Source organism: Synechococcus sp. CS-205 (assembly GCF_025128255.1).
Taxonomy (GTDB): Bacteria; Cyanobacteriota; Cyanobacteriia; order PCC-6307; family Cyanobiaceae; genus Regnicoccus_A.
Window position 1 is genome coordinate 1 of the sequence record NZ_JAHLZB010000008.1, and the last position, 20,119, is coordinate 20,119.

A 20,119-nucleotide genomic window follows, 5' to 3' on the forward strand; every position below is an offset into this window, starting at 1 on the left:
TAGCTATTACCCCACCCAGGAAGGTCGCCACTATCCCTGGTATCTGAGCCTCACCGACGCCAGTGGACGGGCGCCGGCCGATGAAGAAACGATCGAGCAGCTGATCCGTTCCTTGTTCGGCGTGTCGAGCGAGTCAACCAGCCAGCGCGAGCGCCGTGAGCGTCTGGAAGAACTCGAGAAAAAGCAGGAAGAAATTAGCCAGCGTCTTGCATCAACCCGTGCCGAGGCAGCACTGGCGCGACGCGAACTTGAAAGCAGCCAGAGCCAGCAGGACAAGCTCACCAAGCAGGCCAGGCAGCAGAAGGATCAGACGATGCAGCGTATGGAGACGCTCGACCTAGATCTTTCGATCGCCAAGCAGGAAGTGGACCTGGCGTATAAGGACAACGAGGCCCTTGACCTTGCCAAAGAAGCTCTGGAGAACACCCTCGAGCAAATGCAGGAAGAACTCGAGTTCTACCGGGAAACCTTCGAGGCAGGGGATTACTACCTAGAGAGCTCATCCGGCTTCGCTGGAGACGGCCCGGGCGACCCAGATATCTGGCTGACGCAACGTCTGCTCGATGGACTTCAGGAGCTCACCGCTCAACTCAAGCCCCGCCGCATCGTTGAACTGGTCAATCAGCTCTGCCCCGACAGCCTCGAGCTGCTCGACTCGGCTTGGAAATCAGCGGATGATGCCGCTGGATTCGAGCTGGGAGATCGCCTTTTCCAGCTCCTCTGGCGCCTGGCCACCGAATATCGCGAGGCACGTCTGGGCGGCAAGCCCGATATTGTTGGCCTCCAAGTATTTGGCCCCAGTGCCTTTGCGGCCAGAGAGTCGCAGGGTGTCGAAAAAAACCAGGCCGCCCGGCGCGCGCGCACCTTCACCTATGACGATGAGGAGGTGGTGATGTGGCAACACCTGAAGATTGGCGTCAAGGAATCGGCATATCGAACTCTGCGCATTCACTTCCACTGGGATCCCAAGGCCGAGAAAGTAGTAATCGGACACCTCGGGAAGCATCTGCCGGTTCCGTGACATTGAACCGACTCAGGGTTCAATGATGTCAAGCACACGATTATCCTCATCGATGAGTCTGTGGCGCTTGCCGGTTGTGCTGGCACGCTTCTGGGCGGTACGGGAAGCGTTCGCTTCGTGATGCACAGTCTGGTATTGCTGCCAGTGACCGAACTGGTCTTGCCATTGGATCTTGATCTGCTTCATGACTGGCTCGATGAGAACGCACTCAGTCTGGAATGCGGATGATGCCCACGCTGGTCATTTCATGCGAACGACGACCCACAGGCAACCCAACGGAAGCTGATTCAATTCCGTCCGCTTCTGGGTGAAGCTCTGAGGCATCTTGCTGATCCACTCAACGTTCGACAGGCGTGTCGGCGTATCCAGTCCTACCCGAACGCCCCGCCATGACGTCCCTGCCGAGCCACCTGCTGAGTCACCTCGAAGCGGTGGCTCGGCCTCGCCACCTCCACTGGAATCGCCTCGGTCTGCTCGCCGTGCGCAGCTACCTCGTTGAGCAGCTCTCGGTCCTCGGGCCACTGGAGACCCACGCCTTCGATGAGGGGTGCGGGGAGGGCCAGAAACTGATCCTCAAGCTGGCCGGCCACAAGCCCGCTCTGGCGCCGCTGCTGGTAGGCGCCCACTACGACGGTCCTCTGGAATCGATCGGCGCTGATGACAACGCCAGCGGCATCGCAGCCATGCTCGTGCTGGCCGAATGCTGGGCCGCCACGCCGACCGATCTGGATCGTGGCCTTCGATCAGGAAGAAAGGGGCATGTTCGGCAGCACCGCCCTGGCCCGCGAGCTGCGCCGCTCCCGCCAGAAGCAGGTTTGCTCCTGATCAGCGTTCAATCGATCAAGCGCTGTGGCACCTTGTACAGCTTGTCTTGCGCCCGCTCATCCGCCGATCGAGACCGCACGACGGGGCCGCCGCCGTGGCCTTGGCCGCGATCGAGAGGATGGTGTAGCAGCGCAATCCGGCGCGCCAGCGGGTGCAGGCGTCGCCTGCACCAACGCAACTCGCCGCCGCTGCCATTCCTCATCGCCCCAGCGATCGACCCCCAGCGTCGTCGCCGCGGCGCGGTTGTAGACCCTCACGTCGAGCTGTTCGTTCCGGTCGCGGATCTTCTCCCACCGGTAGACAGGGAACCCTCGATGCAGGGACTGGCGCAGCTCCTCAGCCGTCAGCCCCTGGAAGTGCTCCTCGCCGTACTCCGGGAAATGGCACCATCCTCGCGGCATCGGGTCGCCCTTCTCCAGCGGTGGGTCCTGCCGCAGCCAGCCGTAAAGCTCTGTCTTCAGCCCGTCGACGCCGACCGGCCAGAGCTTGATGCTGTGCTTCGCCTTCCTTCCCTGGTAGGTCACATCCTGCTTCGTTGGGATCCCCACCGGCGTCGTCAGGTTGGCCCGGCCCTTCACCGCCATCACCCGTGGATCGGCCTGCTTCCGCACCCAGGCGTAGACGGTCTGCGTCTGGTCGCCTGAGTCAACCGCCAGCCGGGTGATGCCCAGCTCTCCCCCGCCTTCGTGCTTGTAGGTGCGCCGCAGCTCCGCGGTCAGGTTCCGCCACGGGCACGGCTTCATCGGGTCCGTCTGAATCGTGCTTGTGTCGCCCTGGAGCACCACATAATCCACGCTCCAGCTTTCCATCCCAGGCCCCCACGCGACCACCTCCAGCTCGATCCGGTCCCGCTGAATGTCGGCCGCGGCCGTGAGCACCAGCCCACCAGCAGGCACCACGCCGCGCTGGTACGTTTCGCGGCGCCGGTAGAGCACCTCCCAATCGGGCGCCTCGCCGTGCTCCTGCCATGGCAGCGCCAGCACCGTGTTCGTGAACGCCCTCATCCGTTGTTCGTCATCCTTGGCCCGCTCGTACAATTCCGCTGCATCTGTCCAGCCGAACCATCCCAGCGGGCTGTAAAGGCTGCTGATGTGATAGCCGTGAATCTTGGCGCCCGGATTCAGCGCGACCCACTCGCCACCCGCCAGCATCCGCGGCTTGTGCCGCTCCTCGATCAGCACCCCGCACTCTTCACACGCAAGCTGCGCGCCTGCTGCCGGATTCTTCGGGTCATACCGAATCCGGTTCCATTCGATCACCTGCCGGTGCCCGCAATCAGGGCAGCCCACCTGGAACACTCGCTGGTCTGACTGCTCCCAGATTGACCAGATCCGCGAACGGCTCGCCAGCGTTGGTGTGCTGGTGAGCAGGATCTTTTTTCTCGCGAACGTCCTCGTCCGCGCTGTTGCCAGGTCCACCGGATCGCCCTCCCCGTCCACATCGCCGGGGTAGGCGTCGACTTCGTCCATGAACAGGTCGCGGATCGGCATCGACCGCAGCCCGGCCGCGCTGTTCGCGCCGGTGATCATCAGGATTCCGCCCGGATACTCTTTGCTCAGCACCGTGTTCCCGCTGTCGCGCTCCCGCGCCGGGCGGACCTTTGCCTTCAGTCGCTCCGTCTCCTCGATCAATGGCGACACCCGCTGCCGGCTGAACCGCTTGGCCAGGTCGACCGTTGGCTGAACGCACAGCATCGGCCCCGGCGATGTGTCGATCGTCGCGCCGATCCAGTTGATCCCGCACTCCGTCTTCCCGAGCTGCGCGCCCGCCACCACGCACACCTCCTGCACCGCATCGGATCGGCTGAGGCTTCGCATCACCGCCTCCAGGTACGGGGTCCGGCTGGTGCGCCATGGCCCCGGCTCCGAACTTGCTCGGCTGCTCAGCACCCGGAACTGATCCGCCCATTCGCTCACCGCCAGCAGCGGGTCCGGCGTGAGCCCTGCGATCAGGGCTCGCACCGCCTCATCAGCAGGGCATCTCATCGTTCAGCCTCTCCAGTGCGGTTGTCATCTCGCGCTCCAGCAGGATTGCGATCTCGGCGGCATCGTTCATCGCGGCCAGGTCTGACGCCAGCCGCACCGGCAAGCCCATCAGGCGCTGCAGGATCTGGCGGCCCGCCTCGAACCATGCCTTTTTGATCGCCCGCGCATCCATCAGCGCCTGCTCCTCACGCGCCAGGTCGATCTCCAGCAGCCGGGCGCGCAGCTCCGCCGATCGCCGCTCAGATTCATGCCGCGGCTGGCCGGCTTCGGCCGCCGCGGCCTGTGACTGCTCCAGCTCGGCCTCCAGCTTCTCGGTGTTGCCGTCCGCTGGCGGCTGCCCCCACAGCAGCAGGGGCATGTCACCGGTCGATTCATCCGGCTGGCGTTGAATCGTGGCCGGCGGCAGTGGCGGCCATGGTGCCGGTGTCGATGGCGCCTCAGACTGCGGCAGCGGGGGTGAGGCCGGCTTCTTGGCCTCGGTTTTTCTTGTTCTGGTCGTTGCCAGCCAGTCGGCCACCGCCTCGGTGTTGATCAACACGCTCCGGCTCCCTTCGCGCTTCACCCACTCCGGTGAGATGCGCCCGCGCCGAATGCCGATCGTCACGTTCGCGGTGGTGCATCCCACCCGCTCGGCGAACATCTTCTGGCTGATCCATGGCATGGGTCAGGTCCTGACGAGGTTGCAGATTTCTTTGACCACCTGCCGGCAGCCGTTGTAGTCGCCGACCCTGAGCATCTCCTGGTACAGGCGCCGGTAGCTGAGCAGCGCCCACCCGCGCACCGCGTCGGCGTCAGGCTGGCCAGCGTGGGCGAGGTATTGCTGAACGGTCTTCATCACGCCGCCGCAGTTCGCGTCGGGGTAGGTCTGCGCGAGCGCCTCCTGCACCTGGCGCTCGCTCGCTCCAGTCAGCAGCCACTCGACCACCGCCTCCACCGGTGGCGGCGGCGCTGGTGTCGCGGCGGTGATTGCGGCGGCTTCATCCATGGTCGCGATACCACTTCAGTTGATCGCTGGTTGACGCCAGGGACAGGCTCTTGTCCTGCCTTCTCCAGACATCGTCAAACGCAGCGCTCAGGAAGTCGCACAGCTCGGGATCGTGAGCGACCTGGAAGCTCTCTAGCCTCGGGTTTTGATTGAGGTTCATGCTGCTTCGCAGCGCCACGGCCCACTCCTCGCTTCTCAGCGTCACGAACTTCGCGTGGGTCCTCGTCACCCTGATGCTGTCATCACCGAAGGTTTCCCGGATCCTTGCCGCCAGCTCCGGCACCCGGCGCACAAAGGTCTGATCCACCAGCCACCGGCAGCCTGTCACTTTCCCCGATTCCATCAGCACCATCATCCGCTCCACGTCGGCGTGGGCGGCGGTCCAGGTGCTGATCTCCATCTCCGCCGGGCCGATCTTGTCCAGCACCGCCTCGATCAGGTCGGAGAGGCTGAACTGCCCGCGGGTGAGGCCGAACAGCTCCATCCCGTCGCGCTCCAGATTCTTGACAATCTCAACAGCAGAATCGCGCCGATAATCTTGAGCAGACTGCCGGCGGATCGGCCGCTTCACCACTGCTTTCTGGATGCAGTCGGGTGGCACCGCGGCATCCACCCGACCGCTCAGTAGCGGGTTGGTTGGGATCTGCAGTTGGCTGATCAGCGTTTGCACGTAGAGGAGCTCTTTTCTCCTCCCAGCTTAATGAGACTGGCTGCTTAACTGGGCTCGTTTAACACGACAGTTTCTGGCACTAGCGAAATTGCGTGGGCAAAATACCCCGCAAGCCCCACTCCCCCTCCGGGAGTACCTTTTTCTTCTGGGGGGTTAGCTATGTGAGCTCCCCAGATTGACTGCCGTGGTGATACCTGCCGATCATTGGCGGCTTCGGGGGCGTTGCGCTTGAGCCAGTGAAGCGCGTGAGGCCATGCGTCATCCCGGCGGTCGGGCCCCTCGGCGGTCGGTGGCGAGCATGGCATCAGATGTACAGTGCAGGGAACTCTTCTTCAGCGTCTTCGATCTGTTGATCCCATTCCGCCCCATCAGCCTGCGGGTGCAGGTAGGCGAGCAGTAGCCGTGCGGCAGCGAGCATCCCGCTGTTGAAGCCGTGCTCCCAGTCGCCGCTATCGGGGCAAGCCAGGCTGTCGGTTTCGTCGGGAAAGTGTTCTTCCACTCTCGCTTGACTGTTAAGAGCGCCTTCCTTGATGTGAGAGGGGTAGGCCTCCCATGACGGATCATCAGTAGGCATGCTGCGGGCATACCAGACGAGTTGCATGTACTTGTCAGTGAGCAGATGCAGCCGGTCGATTGCTTGCTGCTGGCGATTGGTGGTGGTGGTCATGGCTGGTCCTCGGTGGTGGTGGTGATGACAGGGCTGCTCAAGCAGCCCTCCCGTGTGATCTCCCTGCTGATCGCGTTGATCTCCTCAGCCTTCGGGGTGCGGTCGACCGGTGCCGGCGGGGCAGCGGGCCCAGGGCCTCGACCACGGCTTCGACGGCGACGACCACGGCGGGGAGCAGGGTGGTGGGTCATGGGCGGTCCTCCTCCCTGACCAGCAAGGCCTTCTCCAGGCTCTGTCGAATCGGGTCGTTGGCGTTCACCCAGCCGATCACATCAAGCGTGAACTCGGCGCCGCAGCGGATGCAGCGGCAGCCGGCCGAGCCTGTGGGCTCCTGGTCGGCTGGCAGCTTCATTTCGTAGGGGTGGGCGCAGCGTGGATTCGGGCAGTTGAAGGAGATTTCTCGACAGCAGGGACAGGCTCGGGTACTGACAACAGGAAGCCGTTGGGAGCGGCGGCGCTGAGCTCGGTTCATCAGGTTCTCGGTCAAATAGGTCAGGGTTGCCGCTGGCTTGGGTTCGGCGCAACGGCGGGCCGGGGGCGGGCGTCAGTAACTCAGACGCAGCACCTCCTGGGCCTGCTCCACGGCGCGGGCCCAGGCCGGCTGGTCATCGGACTCCAGGAGATCATCTGCAGCCTCCGCCGTGATGCTCCCTGAAGTAAGGAGGATCTCCACGGTGATCTCTCGCTTAATCCTTTCGAGCAAGGCATACGGGCACTCCCCAACCTGGGGGTCCATGGTCATGTCCCATCGCACGAGTCGTTTCATCGCACGCTCAAGTTGTTCGGCCGCTGTGTGCACGGCCTGGGAGATTCGACTGGCGGTGAACTGGTATTCGTCGCATTCGAAGTCGACGTCGGCGCTGATCTCAGGGGTGGCGGTCATGTCGTTGTTGGCGGGTGTGCTGAGCGGGCATAGATCGAGCAGCTCGCGCCAGGGCGGAGGCCGTGCTCGCTGGTGCAGGGCGGCGGGGAGGGTTAAGGCGGGCATGGCTCAGGCCGAGGGGTCGCAGGGCCACACCCAGGCCTTCGGGCGCTGCACGGTGCCGCCATCGGGGCCGGTCAGCTGGCAGTGCTCGGACTTCCCGAGCGGGTTGAGCATCCGGTGGCCGTTGATCGTCGGCTTGCCCGGTTCGCGGACCTCCACTGGGGCGCCCTGGGGGATGGCCAGGACGCGGTCCCGATGGTTCGGCTTGGCGCCCTGTTCCGTCGTTCCATCTGCCGTTCCGTTCCGTGCCGACCTGTTCTGATCCCGTAGGAACGGCAGATCGCTTGCGCCAGAGGGGATCGCAGCCTCGTTCCGACCGTTCCGACCGTTTTGCGCAATCTCCCTACGGGAAATCGCGTCGCCCGTTCCCCCCTTACCTGCTGGTCCCTTTTTCTCTACACAACACTCTCTAAAAGGTTGGAACGGTTGGAACAGGGTGGAGAGATCCCTGTTGCTCCAAGGGGTTGCGCCGTTCCAATCTCCCCAGGATTGGTCGGAACAGGTCGGCACGTCTGGAACGCAGGTCGGCACGTATCCCGATCGAGGCTGGCCGCCGCCATATCGACGCTTGGCTTGGATCCAGCGGATGGTGCCGCCGTGGGTCGTGAAGTCGGAGCCGGCGACAATCCGCGTCACCTTCATCTGAACGCTGCGGTCGATCTGCTTGATCTCGGTTTGGAGCGCCCGCAGGATCAGGTCGTCCTGGCCTATCCCCATGCCGGTGGCGAGTTGCTGCTCCAGCACCTCGCGGACGCAACCTTCCCAGACGTCGCTGATACGGGCGTCAGCAGCACGGCCAGCGGCGGCCAGCGCGGTGGGGTGACCCTCTGGGATCCAGCTCTCCAGCCCCCATGCCACCCATGTGGCAACGGTCGCCCAGATCGAGTCGCGGTGCTGCCGGATCCACTTGGGGCGGATGGTGCCGCCGCGCACATCGATCATCCAGTAGCGGCGGGCGCCGGTTGGATCGTTCAGAACCTCGCGCTCGTTGGATGTGCCGAATAAGACGCAGCGTCGCGGGTGGTCGCGGCATTGCGTCTCCCATTTCTGCACGTACTTGTCAATGAAACGCGATGTGAATCCTTTGAACTCGCTGGAATCACGGCCTAGTAGCGCTTTCTCGCATTCGTCAAACTCGAACAGCCAGGCGGAGTTGAGCTTCCCTAGGAACTCGCGATCCTCCAGCCCTTTGGCCACCTTGGTGGCGGAGTCATACCAGCCTTCAGGGGCAAGTGCTCGAATCGCCTTTTGTTTGCCCTGTCCTTGATCGCCCAGCATGATCAGCATCTGATCGTGCTTCTCGCCAGGGCAGATGCCTCGCTTGTAGGCGCCGGCTAAGTGGCGTGCCAACAGCTCCTGAGAGAGGGTGTCGCCGGGAGTAACGCCGAACGCTGCGGCGATCTCCTCCAGTGACAAGAGCTTCAGGTCGTTGCGCTGCTCCAGCCCCTTCAGGTATTCGGCCACGGGGTTATAGGCGTTGGCCATCGCCACGTAGGTGAATGAATCCTGTGCGGCCTGCTTGGATGTCTCGATCCCATGGAGGTGGGCCAGGAATGAATCCGCCAGCTCGATGTGTCCCATGGGCTTCCCGTCCAGCTCGACGGCGCCCGATAGCTCGTTGAACCTGACCGAGTAGGTAGAGCGAATGAAGGCCTGGAGCTGCGCCTTGTTGGGATCTTCAGGGCACTGGCTGGAGGCGGCGCTGGATCGCTTTAGTGCCTTGCGCGCTGCGGCGACGGACTGGCCGATGGCCTTGGCCACCTGAGTCATGAGGGCGTCAGTTGCCTCTGGGTCCATACCGGCCGCTGTGGCGAGCCGGGCCATGGTCTTCAAGGTGCGGCCGTGCCAATCGACGCGCAGATCCCTGGGCAGCAGCCTGGGCAGCTCGCGCAGCAGCTCACGGGGTTTCCACCGCTTGATGGCGGTGAAGTCGCCGCCAGCGTTGCGGAACTCACAGGCGCCACCCTTCGGGCCTGCCACGTCGGCGGGGAAGAACGCCAGGCGTAGCCGCGGGCGCTCTAGGCCGGCGGTGATCAGCGCCCCCCAGACGCCTGGATTGTGCTGAGCGTCGGCGTCGTAGATGACCAGATCGACGGAATCGGGGAGCTGTTTCCATGCGGATACTCCAGCGATGCCGGCGACGGCCTGGCCGGTCAGCAGGTGCAGCGCGACTGAATCCTTGAATCCCTCGGTGGCGAGAGTGGCCGGGCCGGTGCCGACGATTACTGGGGCCTGGGGGATGCCGACGGGGGAGAGGTATTTCACCGGGTCTCCCTTGCTGTCCTGCGGCGGGTCGTCGCAGCGAAGCTGGGTGAACGTGCCAGCGAATGGCAGCATCAAGCCGCCGCCACTCCAGCCCTTGAACCGGAAGCCAATGGCGTGGGCCTCGTCGGCCTTGATGCTGCGGGCGCCGAGGTTTATGGCGATCTTCAGGCCTTCGGGGCCCAGCTCGCTCAGGAGGTGCTCCCAGTGCCCATCAGCAAGGGGTTGTTTATTGCCAGCTTCGGTTGAATTCACTTGCGACATCTGCGTTCAGCTCTCCGCACTACCCCCGCTCAGTTCTTTCTGGGCCGCTTCAGCTGACGGCCGCGGCGCTGTAGTGCGGCTTCGACGGCGTCAAGGTCCCACCGGAGATTCGGGCGCTTGATGCCAACGCCACTGGCTACGAAGTGAACTCCGGGGCGAAGAATATCGGCGGCACGCAGGCGGCCAAGGGTATTTCTTGCCACGCGAAAGTGGCTTGCAACCTCTGCGGTGGTGCAGGTAAAGGCCATTGGGTACAGATGAGAAACCTCGGCGCTCTTGTGCGCCTTGTGCTCACCCTATGCCCTGAAAATCGCCACCGCAAGGGGTAAAAAAAGAACGGTTTGGTGAGCTATGCGTTCCATTTTTGAGCCCAGTCTTGGTGAGGCTTCTCGGGGAATCGGAGCGCCCGGCGGGCTACGGCGTTCCTTTCTCTTGGCGGGTATTCCGGCGGGAGCTGGTCAGCCGCAACGGTTGCCGCGGCCGGCCACCAGGGCTTGCACCTTGCTTCGCAGGCCCGGCGCGTCCAGTCGGCGGCCATAGGTGGCGAGGTGAACCGCCGGGCTGTGGCCCATCAATTCGGCACCTTCGCGGACGTGCAGCCCCAGGTCCAGGCCCAGGCGCAGGGCGAACGCATGGCGCATCCCGTAGCTGGTGAGGTCGCTGGGCATCTGCAGGCGGCGCAGCTGTTGTGTCATGTGGGCGCCGGGGCCGGTTGCTCGCTGGCTCCACTCAGGTAACCCGTGAGCGTGCCAGCGATGCAGGAGCCGGTAGCAGTCGGGCGGCCAGTCGGCTGGCGGCACGGCCGGAACCTGCCGCGGCCGTGTCGCGCCCTTGCTGGAATGCTTCGAGCGGGTGACCATCGCCACCGGCGAACCACTGGCCCCACCCTTCAGCTCTAGTCCAATCAGTTCCTGCGGCCGGAGCCCGAAAACGGCCAGGGTGTCCCAGGCCAAAAGATCGGCGGCCCCCAGCCTGCCGCTCTTTCCGATCCGCTCACGCAGTTCCTGGATCTCCTGATCGGTGAAGGCCCTGACCCCCTCGGGATCGGCTGCGGCTTTGCCGTTTCCGCGCAGCTGCGCCATTTCGTCCGGCCAGGGCCAGCCCGCCTCCTTCCAAAGGCTCCGTGCACGGTCGTGGGCCATCTGCCGTGATCGGGTGTTCGCCTCCCATCGCCGCAAGTAGGTGGTCACTAGGGCGGCATCATCATCCGCGTGGCGCTCAGCGGCACTCGCTACGAGCCGTTGGAGAAATGGCTCCCATGTCCGATCCCAAGTGCGGGCGGTCATGCGCTCACCTACAAGGCTGCAGCGGAGCTGCAGGATCAGCCTCTCGAGGTGCTCAGGATTCAGGTGGCGAGGGTCTTCGGCTGGCGGGGCGGCTGTCTCGTCGAGCCACTCCCAGGTGCCCTCCATCACGCTGTCGAACACTGCGCAGGCCTCGCTCAGGGCTGCGGCGGCGGTGGCCGGCCCGGGTGGTACGGAGAGGCTGCAAGCTCTGCGCTTGTGAGCCTGGTCTGGCGATTCACCGGGCCTGAGTGGTAGTTCGGCGGAGACCACCCGCAGACGGTCGCGGTTCAGCTCCACATACCAGCCGCTCCGTCCTAGACGGTGGGCCTTGAAGGCCTGGCTCAGGTTCCGCAGCCATGGAGGGGAGGCCATTGCGTCTTCACGCCCGCGTGAAATCCGCGTGAAATCCTGGCATTTTCGGGGTCAACCTGGTCTCTTTGGGTGCGGCGACGGCGCCAAGGGGAACCCTGAAAGCCGTTGCTATGCAAGCTAAAATCCAGTCATAGACTGGGTTGTCTGGGGATGCGCGATGCCGGGTTCGAACCAGCGACATCCTGCTTGTAAGGCAGGCGCTCTACCGCTGAGCTAATCGCGCGTGCAGGCATTCTGCCCCCATACCAGCAGCCCGCTCCAGCCATGGCCAGTGGCCGCAGCCATGACCGTGCCACCTGGCTGCTGAGCCTGCCCTTCGGGCTGCTGTGGTGGCCGTGGCTGGGGCTGGCTGGAGTGGCCAGCGCAGCTGCTGGCTTCCTGGCCGGTGGCCTCTGGCTCTCCCCCGACCTCGACACCCGCTCCAACCCCAGTCGGCGCTGGGGCCCGTTCGCCCTGCTCTGGTGGCCCTACCGCCGCGGGCTGCGCCATCGCTCCCTGCTCTCCCACAGCCCCCTGCTCGGCTCGGCGCTGCGCCTGACTTACCTGGCGGCGCTGGTGCTGGCGCTGAGTGCGTTGCTCTCGCCCCTTGGGGCGCCGGGCCCCGGGCGGCTGCTGGAGGCGGGGCGGGGTCTCTGGGGGCAGCAGCGGCCCCTGCTGCTGGCGGCGCTGGTGGGGGTGGAGGCCAGCAGCTGGCTGCATCTGCTCCAGGACGGTGACCCCCTGCCGCGCCTGCCCCGGTTGCTGCGTGGGAAACGGAAGCGGCGTTAGGACGGTGGACCTGTGGCTCATCGGCCCGTGACCGGCCCCGATTCCCGCCTCGATCCTGCCGCCTTGGGTCCCACCCTGGAGGCCCTCGCCGGGCTGATCGCCGTGGTGGCGCAGCTGCGCGATCCGGAAGCCGGTTGCCCCTGGGACCTCGAGCAGACCCATGCCTCCCTGGTGCCCTACGTGCTGGAGGAGGCCCATGAGGTGGCCGACGCCATTCGCCATGGCGACGACAGGCATCTGGCGGAGGAACTGGGTGATCTGCTGTTGCAGGTGCTGCTGCACGCCCAGATCGCCAGCGAGGCGGGCCGCTTCGATCTCACCGCGATCAGCCTTGGCCTTCACGACAAGCTGGTGCGGCGCCATCCCCATGTGTTTGCCGCGCCCGACACCGCCGCCAACCGGGGGCTGGCCGGTGACAGCGCCGCGGTGAAGGTCAGCTGGGAGGCCATCAAGGCCGGCGAAGCCAGCGCCGGCGGTCAGCGCGATTCGTCCAGCAGCCCCCTCAGCGATCGCCTGGCCGGCAAGGTGCGGGGGCAGCCCGCCCTGGCCGGAGCCATGACCATCTCCCGCAAGGCCGCCGCCGCCGGCTTCGAGTGGGACACGATCGAGGGGGTCTGGGAGAAGGTGCGCGAGGAGCTCGATGAGCTCAAGCAGGCCGTGGCCAGCGGCGACAAGGCCCACGCCCAGGAGGAGCTGGGGGATGTGCTCTTCACCCTGGTGAACGTGGCCCGCTGGTGCGGCCTCGATCCGGAGGCCGGCCTGGCGGGCACCAACCGTCGCTTCCTCGATCGCTTCTCCCGCGTCGAAGCGGCCCTGGGGGGGAACCTCCAGGGCCAGAGCCTCCGCGAGCTGGAGGGGCTCTGGCAGCAGGCCAAGGCCCAGATCCGTGCGGAGGCCCGAAGCCAGGACGACTCGGCGTGAAGGGTCTGTTCCTGTGGCTCAGTCGTCGGGGTGGGGCGGCCGCGAGCGGCGCTGGCCCTTGATGGCGCCGCGTTGCTTCTTGGCGCTCAGCCTCCGCTCCACCGACCCCCGCGTGGGCTTGGTGCGCCGGCGGGGCGGTGGTGGCGGTTCGATGGCGGAGCGCAGCAGCTCCGCCAGCCGCCGCAGGGCCGCCTGGCGGTTCTGCCACTGGGAGCGGTGCTCCGAGGCGGTGATCACCACGGCGCCCTCCAGCAGGCGTCCCTCGAGCCGCCGCAGGGCCCTGGCCTTGAGCAGGGGCGGCAGCGCCGTGGTGGCCGCCAGATCGAACACCAGCTCTGCGCGTGAATCGGTGGTGTTCACTCCCTGGCCGCCTGGCCCGGAGGAGCGGGAGAAGCGCCAGCCCAGCTCGGCCGCCGGGATCACCAGCCGCTCGCCCAGGGGCAGGTCAGGCATCGATCGCCCCTGGGTGGTTCACAGCAGTGTCACCGCGCCGCTGGCGATGTCGAAGCAGGCGGGCTGGATTTGCAGCCGCCCCGCGCCCACCGCTTCCCGCAGCAGGGGGCTGCGCCGGCTCAGTTCCTGGGCGGAATGCGACGCGTTGTGGCTGATCGCCAGGCTGAGGTCGTCGCCCGGTTGCAGCGCCGCCCGGATCGGCGTCACCAGGTGCTCCAGCAGTGGGGTGAGCGGTGCCTCGGCGAGGGCGGCGGTCACGGCGCCGCAACCGCTGTGGCCCATCACCAGGATCAGCGGCACCTCCAGCTCCGCCACCGCGTACTCCAGCGAGGCCACGCCGTCGTCGAACGCGGTGTTGCCGGCGCAGCGCACATCGAACAGCTCACCGGCGCCCGACACGAAGATCCACTCTGGCGACACCCGGGAATCGGCACAGCTGAGCAGGGCCGCCCACGGCCTCTGACCACTGGCCATGGCGCTGGGGTCCAGCTGACAGCTGCGCTGCCAGATGGCGTTCATCAACGTGGTGCGCTCCTGGGCGCTGCCGGAAGTGGCGGCGGCCTGCCAGGCGCGGCTGAACTGGGCATTGCGCCGCAGCAGGCTGCCGAGGGGATCGTCATGGGGGGAGCAGGCCGTGAGGCTGCGTTCCAGTTCAGGCGAGAGGCCTGTGGCCTCCGCCGGGGCCGGGCCCAGGGCCGGCAGGGCCAGGGCCCCGGCCGCCAGGCCCGCCCGTTGCAACCACTCCCGGCGGCTCAGGCTCATCGACTTGCGCTCATGGGTGGTGTGGGCCAGGGGACGCCTGGGTGACAGGGTGCTCCACTGGAGGCTTAGCTAGGGCGGCTCGAGGAGTCAGCAGCCGTGAAACCGATCAATGGCTGGGTTGATGAGATCCACGAGGGTGTGCGCTATGGCCTTGAGGCTGAGGTGCTGCTGGAGCAGAGCAGCCCTTACCAGGAGATCACCATCATCGACAGCCGGCGCTACGGCAAGGGACTGCTGCTCGATGGCTGCTGGATGACGGCCGAACGTCAGGAGCGCCACTACCACGAGCCGCTGGTGCATCCGGCCCTCAGCTCCGCCGCCGGCCTCGAGCGGGTGCTGGTGATCGGCGGCGGCGACGGCGGCACGGCGCGGGAGTGCCTGCGCCATCCCGGTGTGCGCCACCTCGATCTGGTGGAGATCGATGGGCTGGTGGTGGAGTGCGCCCAGCGCTACCTGCCCTCCCTGGGCGCGGGCTGCTGGGATGATCCCCGCTTCCGGCTCACCGTCGGTGATGGCATCGCCTGGGCCTCCGCGGCCGACGACGCCAGCTACGACGTGGTGATCGTGGATGGCTCCGACCCGGCGGGCCCCGCCGAAGGCCTGTTCAACCGTGCCTTCTTCCGGCAGTGCCGCCGCATCCTGCGCCCTGGCGGGGTGTTCGCCACCCAGAGTGAATCGCCGGAAGCCTTCCGCGAGGTGCACCTGGCCACCGTGCGCCTGCTGCGGGAGCTGTTCGGCCATGCCGATCCGCTCTATGGCTGGGTGCCGATGTATCCCAGTGGCTGGTGGAGCTGGACCTTTGCCGCCACGGACGGCCCCCGGTACCTGGAGCCCATGGCCGAGCGGGCCGCGGCGGTGGCCGCCGGCTGTGAGATCTGGTCGCCCCGCTGGCAGCGGGGCGCCTTCCAGGCCATCCCGGCCGGCATTGAGCGGGCCCTGGCCCTCCATCAGGCCTGAGCTGATGTCTGTCCCTGTGCCTCAGGATCTGATCGACTCCGACCTGTTCGAGCGCGACGGAGCCATCTACATGGGATCAAGGCGTGATCCCGACGGTTGCCGGGTGGGCCTCTTCGGGGTGCCCTACGACGGCACCACCTCGTTCAGGCCTGGGGCCCGCTTCGGGCCGGCGGCGATCCGGGAGGTGAGCAATGGGCTCGAAACCTACGACCCGCAGCTGAATCTCGACCTCGAGGACCTGGCCTTCGTGGATCTGGGGGCAGTGGCCATTCCCTTCGGGGCGCCGGAGCCGGTGGTGGCTGCCGTGGGAGAGGCCACCCGGGCGGTGCTTGAGCTGGGGCTGCGGCCGCTGATGCTCGGCGGTGAGCACTCGATCAGCAGTGGTGCGGTGGCCGCCGTGGCCGCCCGGTACCCCGAGCTGGCCCTGGTGCAGCTCGATGCCCACGCCGATCTTCGCCAGAACTGGCTGGGCGCCCGCCACAGCCATGCCTGCGCGATGCGCCGCTGCCTGGAGGTGCTCCCCTCCGCTGACCTGCTCCAGGTGGCGATCCGCAGCGGCACCCGCGAGGAGTTCGAGGAACTGCGTCGCAGTGGCCGGCTGGTGGGGCAGGGCCCCGGTCTGTCGCTGGAGCCGGAGCGGCTCCAGGCTGAGCTGGTGGCGGCCCTCGGCCCGCTGCGGGGCCGGCCGCTCTACCTCACGGTTGACCTTGACTGGTTCGATCCCGCCGTGCTGCCCGGCACCGGCACTCCCGAGCCGGGCGGCTACCACTGGGGCCACTTCGCAGGGCTGCTGGAGGAACTTCGCCACCATCACCTGGTGGCAGCCGACGTGGTGGAACTCGCGCCAGGGCTCGACCCCAGCGGTGTGAGCGCCGTGCTGGCGGCGAAGGTGACCCGAAGTCTGCTTCTGCTGCTGGGTCAGGCTCAGTAGGAGTAGGAACCGCTGGCCCGTTGCTCCCGCAGCCTCTCGTGCTGTTGACCGATCAGCACCACCGCCAGGGTGGGGTGGTTGTGGAGAAGGTTGAGGAAGTTCAGCCGCTCCAGTTTCACCAGCTCCACCGGGGTGCGGGCGATGGCCTCGTTGCGGAAGAATCCGCCCCGCCAGGCGATGTCTTCGTAGCTGAACAGCTCGCCGTGGCGGTAGCAAAGGCGATTTCTTGAGGCGTCGATCAGTTCGACGATGCCCTTGCGCACCCCGTAGATCGCACTGGTGAGATCTCCGTGGCGAAACACATGGGAGCCGGTGGGCAGGGTGAGGGTTTCACCGTCCACCTGGGAGGCCATCAGTTCAACCGGCGTGGCGGGTGCAGTGGAGACCAATCATTCACCTCCAACAGGGGTTTGACCCATCAGCATGGCGCCTGATGCATCCTTTTGCCGGCAGTCTCGATCACAGATTGCGGCCAGATGTGTTCCGAGGTCCGTTCCGTGGTGGACCTGGCTCCGCTCAGCTGACAGCCGCCAGCAACTCGGTGAGGGCGAGCTGGCGGTTGGCCGGCTTGGGCATCGTGAGCACCCGCGGGTCCACGCTCGGCAGCCTGGGTGGCCGTGGGGTCCAGTGGTGACACCAGAGATCGCCGGCCAGTTCGGGATGGATCGCCAGCCGCCGCATCTGGCACCAGCTCTGCTCGGAGCCACTGATCGAGGCTTCGGGTGCCTGGCAGTGGTTGCAGCTGCGACAGTTCGGGCGCTGGCCCATGGGCACGACCCATTCAGGGCACTCAAGGTAATGACCTTCTCCTTGCCAGACCAGGGGAAAACCCGAACCTGCTGGAAGTCTTCGGGATTGCCCGGAGGGCTCCCTTCCGGTGGGCCTCCATAGGATCCTCGCCAGCACCCGCGACAGCGCAGCCCATGGCGGAATCCCTGAAGCGAACCCCCCTCAACGGGGCCTGCCGCGCCGCCGGCGCCCGGATGGTGCCCTTCGAGGGCTGGGAGATGCCCGTCCAGTTCCAGGGCCTGGTGCAGGAGCACAGGGCCGTGCGCGAACGCTGTGGCGTCTTCGACATCTCCCACATGGGAGTGCTGCGGCTGCGCGGCGACGGCGCCAAGGACGCCCTGCAGGCCCTGGTGCCCAGTGACCTGTTTCGGATCGGTCCCGGCGAAGCCACCTACACCGTGCTGCTCAGCGAAGCCGGCGGCATCCGTGACGACCTGATCGTCTACGACCGGGGGCGGCCGGAGGACACCGATGGCGCACGCGACGAGCTTCTGCTGATCATCAACGCCGGCTGCGCCGAGGCCGACACCGCCTGGCTGCGCCAAAACCTGGAGCCGGCGGGCCTGGTGATCAGCGACCGCAAGGCCGATGGTGTGTTGCTGGCCCTCCAGGGCCCCGAGGCCATCGGCCGGCTGGAGGCCCTGGCCGCCGTCGACCTGAGCGGCCTTCCCCGTTTCGCTCACCGCACGTTCACGCTGGCCGGCAGCGCCGCCGCTGAAGCCGCCGGCGCCTCCGCGTTCGTGGCCCGCACTGGTTACACCGGCGAAGACGGCGTGGAACTGCTGCTGGATCGAGCTGCCGGTTGCGCCCTCTGGGCTCAGCTGCTGGCGGAGGGGGTGGTCCCCTGCGGCCTCGGTGCCCGCGACACCCTGCGCCTGGAGGCGGCCATGCACCTCTACGGCAGCGACATGGACAGCAGCACCACACCCCTGGAGGCTGCCCTGGGCTGGCTGGTGCACCTGGAGATGCCGGCGTCCTTCATCGGGAGGGAGGTGCTGGAGCGCCAGAGCGCCGAAGGGGTGAGCCGGCGTCTGGTGGGTCTGAAGCTCCAGGGCCGCGCGATCGCACGGCACGGCTATCCGGTGCTGCGCCAGGGCCAGGTGGTGGGTGAGGTCACCAGTGGCACCTGGTCGCCCACCCTGGCGGAGGCGATCGCCCTGGCCTATGTGCCGGCTGATTCCACCCGCCCCGGCACCGAACTGGCGGTGGAGATCCGGGGCAAGGCGGAGCCCGCCGTGGTGGTCAAGCGTCCCTTTTACAGGCGGGCCTGACGGGTGCTGCCGGGCCTGGCCCGGCTGGGTGGGAAAATCGCCGATTGCTCAGGGATTCACAGCATGCGCAGCCACGGGTGCGGCGACCTGCGTCAGGACGCCACCGGAGAGGAGGTGCAGCTCTGCGGCTGGGTCGACCGCAGCCGTGACCACGGCGGGGTGATCTTCATCGACCTGCGCGACCGCAGCGGCACGGTGCAGGTGACGGTGGACCCCGATCTGGGGTCCGAGGCCTTTGCCGTGGCCGAGCACCTGCGCAACGAGACCGTGATCCAGGTGGCTGGGCGGGTACGGGCCAGGCCAGCGGAATCGATCAACACGAAACTGGCCACCGGCGGCCTGGAGGTGCTGGCCAGCGCCATCACGGTGCTGAACAGCGTCAAGGGCAACCTGCCCTTCCCCGTGTCGGTGCACGACGAGGAGAACACCCGCGAGGAGCTGCGGCTGCGTCACCGCTACCTGGATCTGCGCCGCGAGCGCATGAACGGCAACCTGCGTCTGCGGGCCCGCACGATCCAGGCGGCCCGCCGCTTCCTCGAAGACCAGGGCTTCATCGAGGTGGAAACCCCCGTGCTGACCCGCTCCACCCCCGAGGGCGCCCGCGACTATCTGGTGCCGTCGCGGGTGTGCGGCGGCGAGTGGTTCGCCCTGCCCCAGTCGCCGCAGCTGTTCAAGCAGCTGCTGATGGTGGGCGGCCTGGAGCGTTACTACCAGGTGGCGCGCTGCTTCCGCGACGAGGATCTGCGGGCCGACCGCCAGCCGGAGTTCACCCAGCTCGACATCGAGATGAGCTTCATGGGCCAGGAAGAGATCCTGGAGCTCAACGAAGCGCTGATCGCCGCGATCTGGAAGGCCGCCCGAGGGGTGGAGCTGCCCCGGCCCTTCCCCCGCCTCAGCTGGCACGAGGCGATGGATCGCTACGGCACCGACCGGCCCGACACGCGCTATGGCATGGAGCTCACCAACGTGAGCGACCTGGTGGCCGGCATGGGCTTCAAGGTGTTCAGTGGTGCCGTGGCCGCCGGCGGTTCGGTGAAGTGCATCGCCGTACCCGGAGGCAATGAGGCCCTTTCCAACGTGCGCATCAAGCCCGGTGGTGATGTCTTCAGCGAGGCCCAGGCGGCGGGGGCCGGGGGGCTGGCCTTCATCCGCGTGCGTGAGGGCGGCGAGATCGACACGATCGGTGCCATCAAGGACAACCTCAGCGCCGCCACCAAAGCCGAGCTGCTGGAGCGCACCGGCGCGGTGCCCGGCACCCTGCTTCTGTTCGGCGCCGGCGACACCGCCACGGTGAACAAGGCCCTCGACCGGGTGCGCCAGTACCTGGCCCGGGAGCTGGGGATGGTTCCGCCCGACCGGGAGAACGACATCTGGAACTTCCTCTGGGTGGTGGATTTCCCGATGTTCGAGTTCAACGCCGACGAGAACCGCCTCGAGGCGCTGCATCACCCCTTCTGCGCCCCCAACGCCGCCGACCTCGGCAACGATCCCGCCGCCTGGGCCACCACCCTGCCCGGCGCCCGCGCCCAGGCCTACGACCTGGTGCTCAACGGCCTGGAACTGGGCGGCGGCTCCCTGCGCATCCACGATTCGGCCCTGCAGCGCCAGGTGCTGCAGACCATCGGCCTGCCCCTGGAGGAGGCCGAGCGCCAGTTCGGCTTCCTGATCGAGGCCCTCGACCTGGGCGCCCCTCCCCACGGCGGCCTGGCCTTCGGGCTCGATCGGATGGTGATGCTGCTGGCCGGCGAAGAGTCGATCCGCGACACGATCGCCTTCCCCAAGACCCAGCAGGCCCGCTGCCTGCTCACCCAGGCCCCTGCCGATGTGGCTCCCCAGCAACTGCAGGATCTGCACGTGGCCAGCACCTGGGTGGAGCCTGAATGAACGCAGCGAGACCCGACTGATCCTGAAGAGAAACCTTCTGTTTCGCGCTGCTTTTCAGTGG

General features: G+C 66.7%; 22 protein-coding genes, 1 tRNA gene and 1 pseudogene. 8 read left to right on the top strand and 16 right to left on the bottom strand.

The genetic code is table 11. The features are described 5' to 3' along the window. Positions 1-1,021 (top strand): hypothetical protein (locus tag KQ297_RS01590; RefSeq protein ID WP_259737880.1); only part of this gene is annotated, 1,021 nt, incomplete at its 5' end. A 12-nt stretch (positions 1,022-1,033) separates the two neighbouring features. On the opposite strand, the gene KQ297_RS01595 is transcribed toward KQ297_RS01590, so the two are convergent. After that, the gene (locus KQ297_RS01595) at positions 1,034-1,207 is read right to left on the bottom strand and encodes a hypothetical protein (RefSeq protein WP_259737881.1); all 174 of its coding nucleotides are present in this window, start codon (positions 1,205-1,207) and stop codon (positions 1,034-1,036) included. 185 nt (positions 1,208-1,392) lie between these two features. After that, positions 1,393-1,647 (bottom strand): hypothetical protein, encoded by a 255-nt coding sequence (locus KQ297_RS01600; RefSeq protein WP_259737882.1) that lies wholly within the window; start codon positions 1,645-1,647, stop codon positions 1,393-1,395. On the opposite strand from KQ297_RS01600, the pseudogene KQ297_RS12785 reads away from it, so the two are divergent. Further along, positions 1,633-1,704, top strand: a pseudogene (locus KQ297_RS12785) (M28 family peptidase); the annotation flags it as partial. The gene KQ297_RS01600 and the pseudogene KQ297_RS12785 sit on opposite strands and share 15 nt — an antisense overlap. 198 nt (positions 1,705-1,902) lie before the next feature. Here KQ297_RS12785 and KQ297_RS01605 read toward each other — a convergent pair. From KQ297_RS01605 to KQ297_RS01650, 10 genes are all read right to left on the bottom strand, one after another. Then, complete coding sequence (locus KQ297_RS01605) at positions 1,903-3,807, bottom strand: phage terminase large subunit family protein (RefSeq protein ID WP_259737883.1); 1,905 nt, start codon at positions 3,805-3,807, stop codon at positions 1,903-1,905. Between the two features lie 7 nt (positions 3,808-3,814). Beyond that, positions 3,815-4,492, bottom strand: coding sequence for a hypothetical protein (locus KQ297_RS01610; RefSeq protein ID WP_259737884.1), 678 nt, complete (start codon positions 4,490-4,492; stop codon positions 3,815-3,817). Positions 4,493-4,495: 3 nt separating this feature from the next. Then, positions 4,496-4,816, bottom strand: a complete 321-nt coding sequence (locus KQ297_RS01615; protein ID WP_259737885.1) for a hypothetical protein — start codon at positions 4,814-4,816, stop codon at positions 4,496-4,498. Next, positions 4,809-5,486 carry a hypothetical protein gene (locus KQ297_RS01620; RefSeq protein ID WP_259737886.1) on the bottom strand — a complete coding sequence of 226 codons (678 nt, stop codon included), beginning with the start codon at positions 5,484-5,486 and terminating at the stop codon, positions 4,809-4,811. Before KQ297_RS01620 ends, KQ297_RS01615 begins: the two co-directional genes overlap by 8 nt. Positions 5,487-5,790: 304 nt before the next feature. Next, entirely contained in the window at positions 5,791-6,153 is a 363-nt protein-coding gene (locus KQ297_RS01625; RefSeq protein WP_259737887.1) for a hypothetical protein, read from the bottom strand. A 187-nt stretch (positions 6,154-6,340) separates the two neighbouring features. Next, positions 6,341-6,505, bottom strand: coding sequence for a hypothetical protein (locus KQ297_RS01630; protein WP_259737888.1), 165 nt, complete (start codon positions 6,503-6,505; stop codon positions 6,341-6,343). Between the two features lie 192 nt (positions 6,506-6,697). After that, entirely contained in the window at positions 6,698-7,141 is a 444-nt protein-coding gene (locus KQ297_RS01635; protein WP_259737889.1) for a hypothetical protein, read from the bottom strand. Between the two features lie 3 nt (positions 7,142-7,144). Next, positions 7,145-9,664 carry a virulence-associated E family protein gene (locus KQ297_RS01640; RefSeq protein WP_259737890.1) on the bottom strand — a complete coding sequence of 840 codons (2,520 nt, stop codon included), beginning with the start codon at positions 9,662-9,664 and terminating at the stop codon, positions 7,145-7,147. A 458-nt stretch (positions 9,665-10,122) separates the two neighbouring features. Then, complete coding sequence (locus KQ297_RS01645; protein ID WP_259737891.1) at positions 10,123-11,322, bottom strand: hypothetical protein; 1,200 nt, start codon at positions 11,320-11,322, stop codon at positions 10,123-10,125. 151 nt (positions 11,323-11,473) lie between these two features. Then, positions 11,474-11,545 (bottom strand) — tRNA-Val (locus KQ297_RS01650). A gap of 41 nt (positions 11,546-11,586) precedes the next feature. Between KQ297_RS01650 and KQ297_RS01655 the strand changes: the two genes are divergently transcribed. Then, the gene (locus tag KQ297_RS01655) at positions 11,587-12,090 is read left to right on the top strand and encodes a metal-binding protein (protein WP_259737892.1); all 504 of its coding nucleotides are present in this window, start codon (positions 11,587-11,589) and stop codon (positions 12,088-12,090) included. A gap of 63 nt (positions 12,091-12,153) precedes the next feature. Further along, positions 12,154-13,011, top strand: coding sequence for a nucleoside triphosphate pyrophosphohydrolase (mazG, locus tag KQ297_RS01660; RefSeq protein WP_259737941.1), 858 nt, complete (start codon positions 12,154-12,156; stop codon positions 13,009-13,011). An 18-nt stretch (positions 13,012-13,029) separates the two neighbouring features. Here the strand turns inward: mazG and arfB are convergent, their stop codons facing one another. Further along, complete coding sequence (gene arfB / locus KQ297_RS01665) at positions 13,030-13,464, bottom strand: alternative ribosome rescue aminoacyl-tRNA hydrolase ArfB (RefSeq protein ID WP_185465720.1); 435 nt, start codon at positions 13,462-13,464, stop codon at positions 13,030-13,032. Positions 13,465-13,482: 18 nt separating this feature from the next. After that, complete coding sequence (locus KQ297_RS01670) at positions 13,483-14,226, bottom strand: carbonic anhydrase (RefSeq protein WP_259737893.1); 744 nt, start codon at positions 14,224-14,226, stop codon at positions 13,483-13,485. A 105-nt stretch (positions 14,227-14,331) separates the two neighbouring features. On the opposite strand from KQ297_RS01670, the gene speE reads away from it, so the two are divergent. Next, positions 14,332-15,183, top strand: coding sequence for a polyamine aminopropyltransferase (gene speE / locus KQ297_RS01675; protein ID WP_259737942.1), 852 nt, complete (start codon positions 14,332-14,334; stop codon positions 15,181-15,183). Positions 15,184-15,187: 4 nt separating this feature from the next. Further along, on the top strand, positions 15,188-16,114 hold the full coding sequence (speB, locus tag KQ297_RS01680; protein ID WP_259737894.1) for an agmatinase: 927 nt from the start codon (positions 15,188-15,190) through the stop codon (positions 16,112-16,114). Here the strand turns inward: speB and KQ297_RS01685 are convergent. Together KQ297_RS01685 and KQ297_RS01690 are read right to left on the bottom strand one after the other, a co-directional pair. Further along, complete coding sequence (locus tag KQ297_RS01685) at positions 16,108-16,503, bottom strand: cyclic nucleotide-binding domain-containing protein (RefSeq protein ID WP_259737895.1); 396 nt, start codon at positions 16,501-16,503, stop codon at positions 16,108-16,110. The two genes, speB and KQ297_RS01685, sit on opposite strands and share 7 nt — an antisense overlap. A 127-nt stretch (positions 16,504-16,630) precedes the next feature. Next, positions 16,631-16,882, bottom strand: a complete 252-nt coding sequence (locus KQ297_RS01690) for a hypothetical protein (protein WP_259737896.1) — start codon at positions 16,880-16,882, stop codon at positions 16,631-16,633. A gap of 155 nt (positions 16,883-17,037) precedes the next feature. On the opposite strand from KQ297_RS01690, the gene gcvT reads away from it, so the two are divergent. Together gcvT and aspS are read left to right on the top strand one after the other, a co-directional pair. Beyond that, positions 17,038-18,174, top strand: coding sequence for a glycine cleavage system aminomethyltransferase GcvT (gene gcvT / locus KQ297_RS01695; protein WP_259737897.1), 1,137 nt, complete (start codon positions 17,038-17,040; stop codon positions 18,172-18,174). A 63-nt stretch (positions 18,175-18,237) separates the two neighbouring features. Next, complete coding sequence (aspS, locus tag KQ297_RS01700) at positions 18,238-20,058, top strand: aspartate--tRNA ligase (protein WP_259737898.1); 1,821 nt, start codon at positions 18,238-18,240, stop codon at positions 20,056-20,058. The last annotated feature ends 61 nt before the right edge of the window (positions 20,059-20,119 follow it).

What these genes read in the sequence shown, in the direction of transcription:
- KQ297_RS01610 (WP_259737884.1), bottom strand. Translation starts at nt 4,492, where the DNA reads ATGCCATGGATCAGCCAGAAGATGTTCGCCGAGCGGGTGGGATGCACC.
- KQ297_RS01630 (WP_259737888.1), bottom strand. Translation starts at nt 6,505, where the DNA reads ATGAAGCTGCCAGCCGACCAGGAGCCCACAGGCTCGGCCGGCTGCCGC.
- KQ297_RS01655 (WP_259737892.1), top strand. Translation starts at nt 11,587, where the DNA reads ATGGCCAGTGGCCGCAGCCATGACCGTGCCACCTGGCTGCTGAGCCTG.
- KQ297_RS01615 (WP_259737885.1), bottom strand. Translation starts at nt 4,816, where the DNA reads ATGGATGAAGCCGCCGCAATCACCGCCGCGACACCAGCGCCGCCGCCA.
- KQ297_RS01670 (WP_259737893.1), bottom strand. Translation starts at nt 14,226, where the DNA reads ATGAGCCTGAGCCGCCGGGAGTGGTTGCAACGGGCGGGCCTGGCGGCC.
- aspS (WP_259737898.1), top strand. Translation starts at nt 18,238, where the DNA reads ATGCGCAGCCACGGGTGCGGCGACCTGCGTCAGGACGCCACCGGAGAG.
- KQ297_RS01595 (WP_259737881.1), bottom strand. Translation starts at nt 1,207, where the DNA reads ATGAAGCAGATCAAGATCCAATGGCAAGACCAGTTCGGTCACTGGCAG.
- KQ297_RS01635 (WP_259737889.1), bottom strand. Translation starts at nt 7,141, where the DNA reads ATGCCCGCCTTAACCCTCCCCGCCGCCCTGCACCAGCGAGCACGGCCT.
- KQ297_RS01640 (WP_259737890.1), bottom strand. Translation starts at nt 9,664, where the DNA reads ATGTCGCAAGTGAATTCAACCGAAGCTGGCAATAAACAACCCCTTGCT.
- KQ297_RS01625 (WP_259737887.1), bottom strand. Translation starts at nt 6,153, where the DNA reads ATGACCACCACCACCAATCGCCAGCAGCAAGCAATCGACCGGCTGCAT.
- arfB (WP_185465720.1), bottom strand. Translation starts at nt 13,464, where the DNA reads ATGCCTGACCTGCCCCTGGGCGAGCGGCTGGTGATCCCGGCGGCCGAG.
- KQ297_RS01690 (WP_259737896.1), bottom strand. Translation starts at nt 16,882, where the DNA reads ATGGGCCAGCGCCCGAACTGTCGCAGCTGCAACCACTGCCAGGCACCC.
- speB (WP_259737894.1), top strand. Translation starts at nt 15,188, where the DNA reads ATGTCTGTCCCTGTGCCTCAGGATCTGATCGACTCCGACCTGTTCGAG.
- KQ297_RS01645 (WP_259737891.1), bottom strand. Translation starts at nt 11,322, where the DNA reads ATGGCCTCCCCTCCATGGCTGCGGAACCTGAGCCAGGCCTTCAAGGCC.
- gcvT (WP_259737897.1), top strand. Translation starts at nt 17,038, where the DNA reads ATGGCGGAATCCCTGAAGCGAACCCCCCTCAACGGGGCCTGCCGCGCC.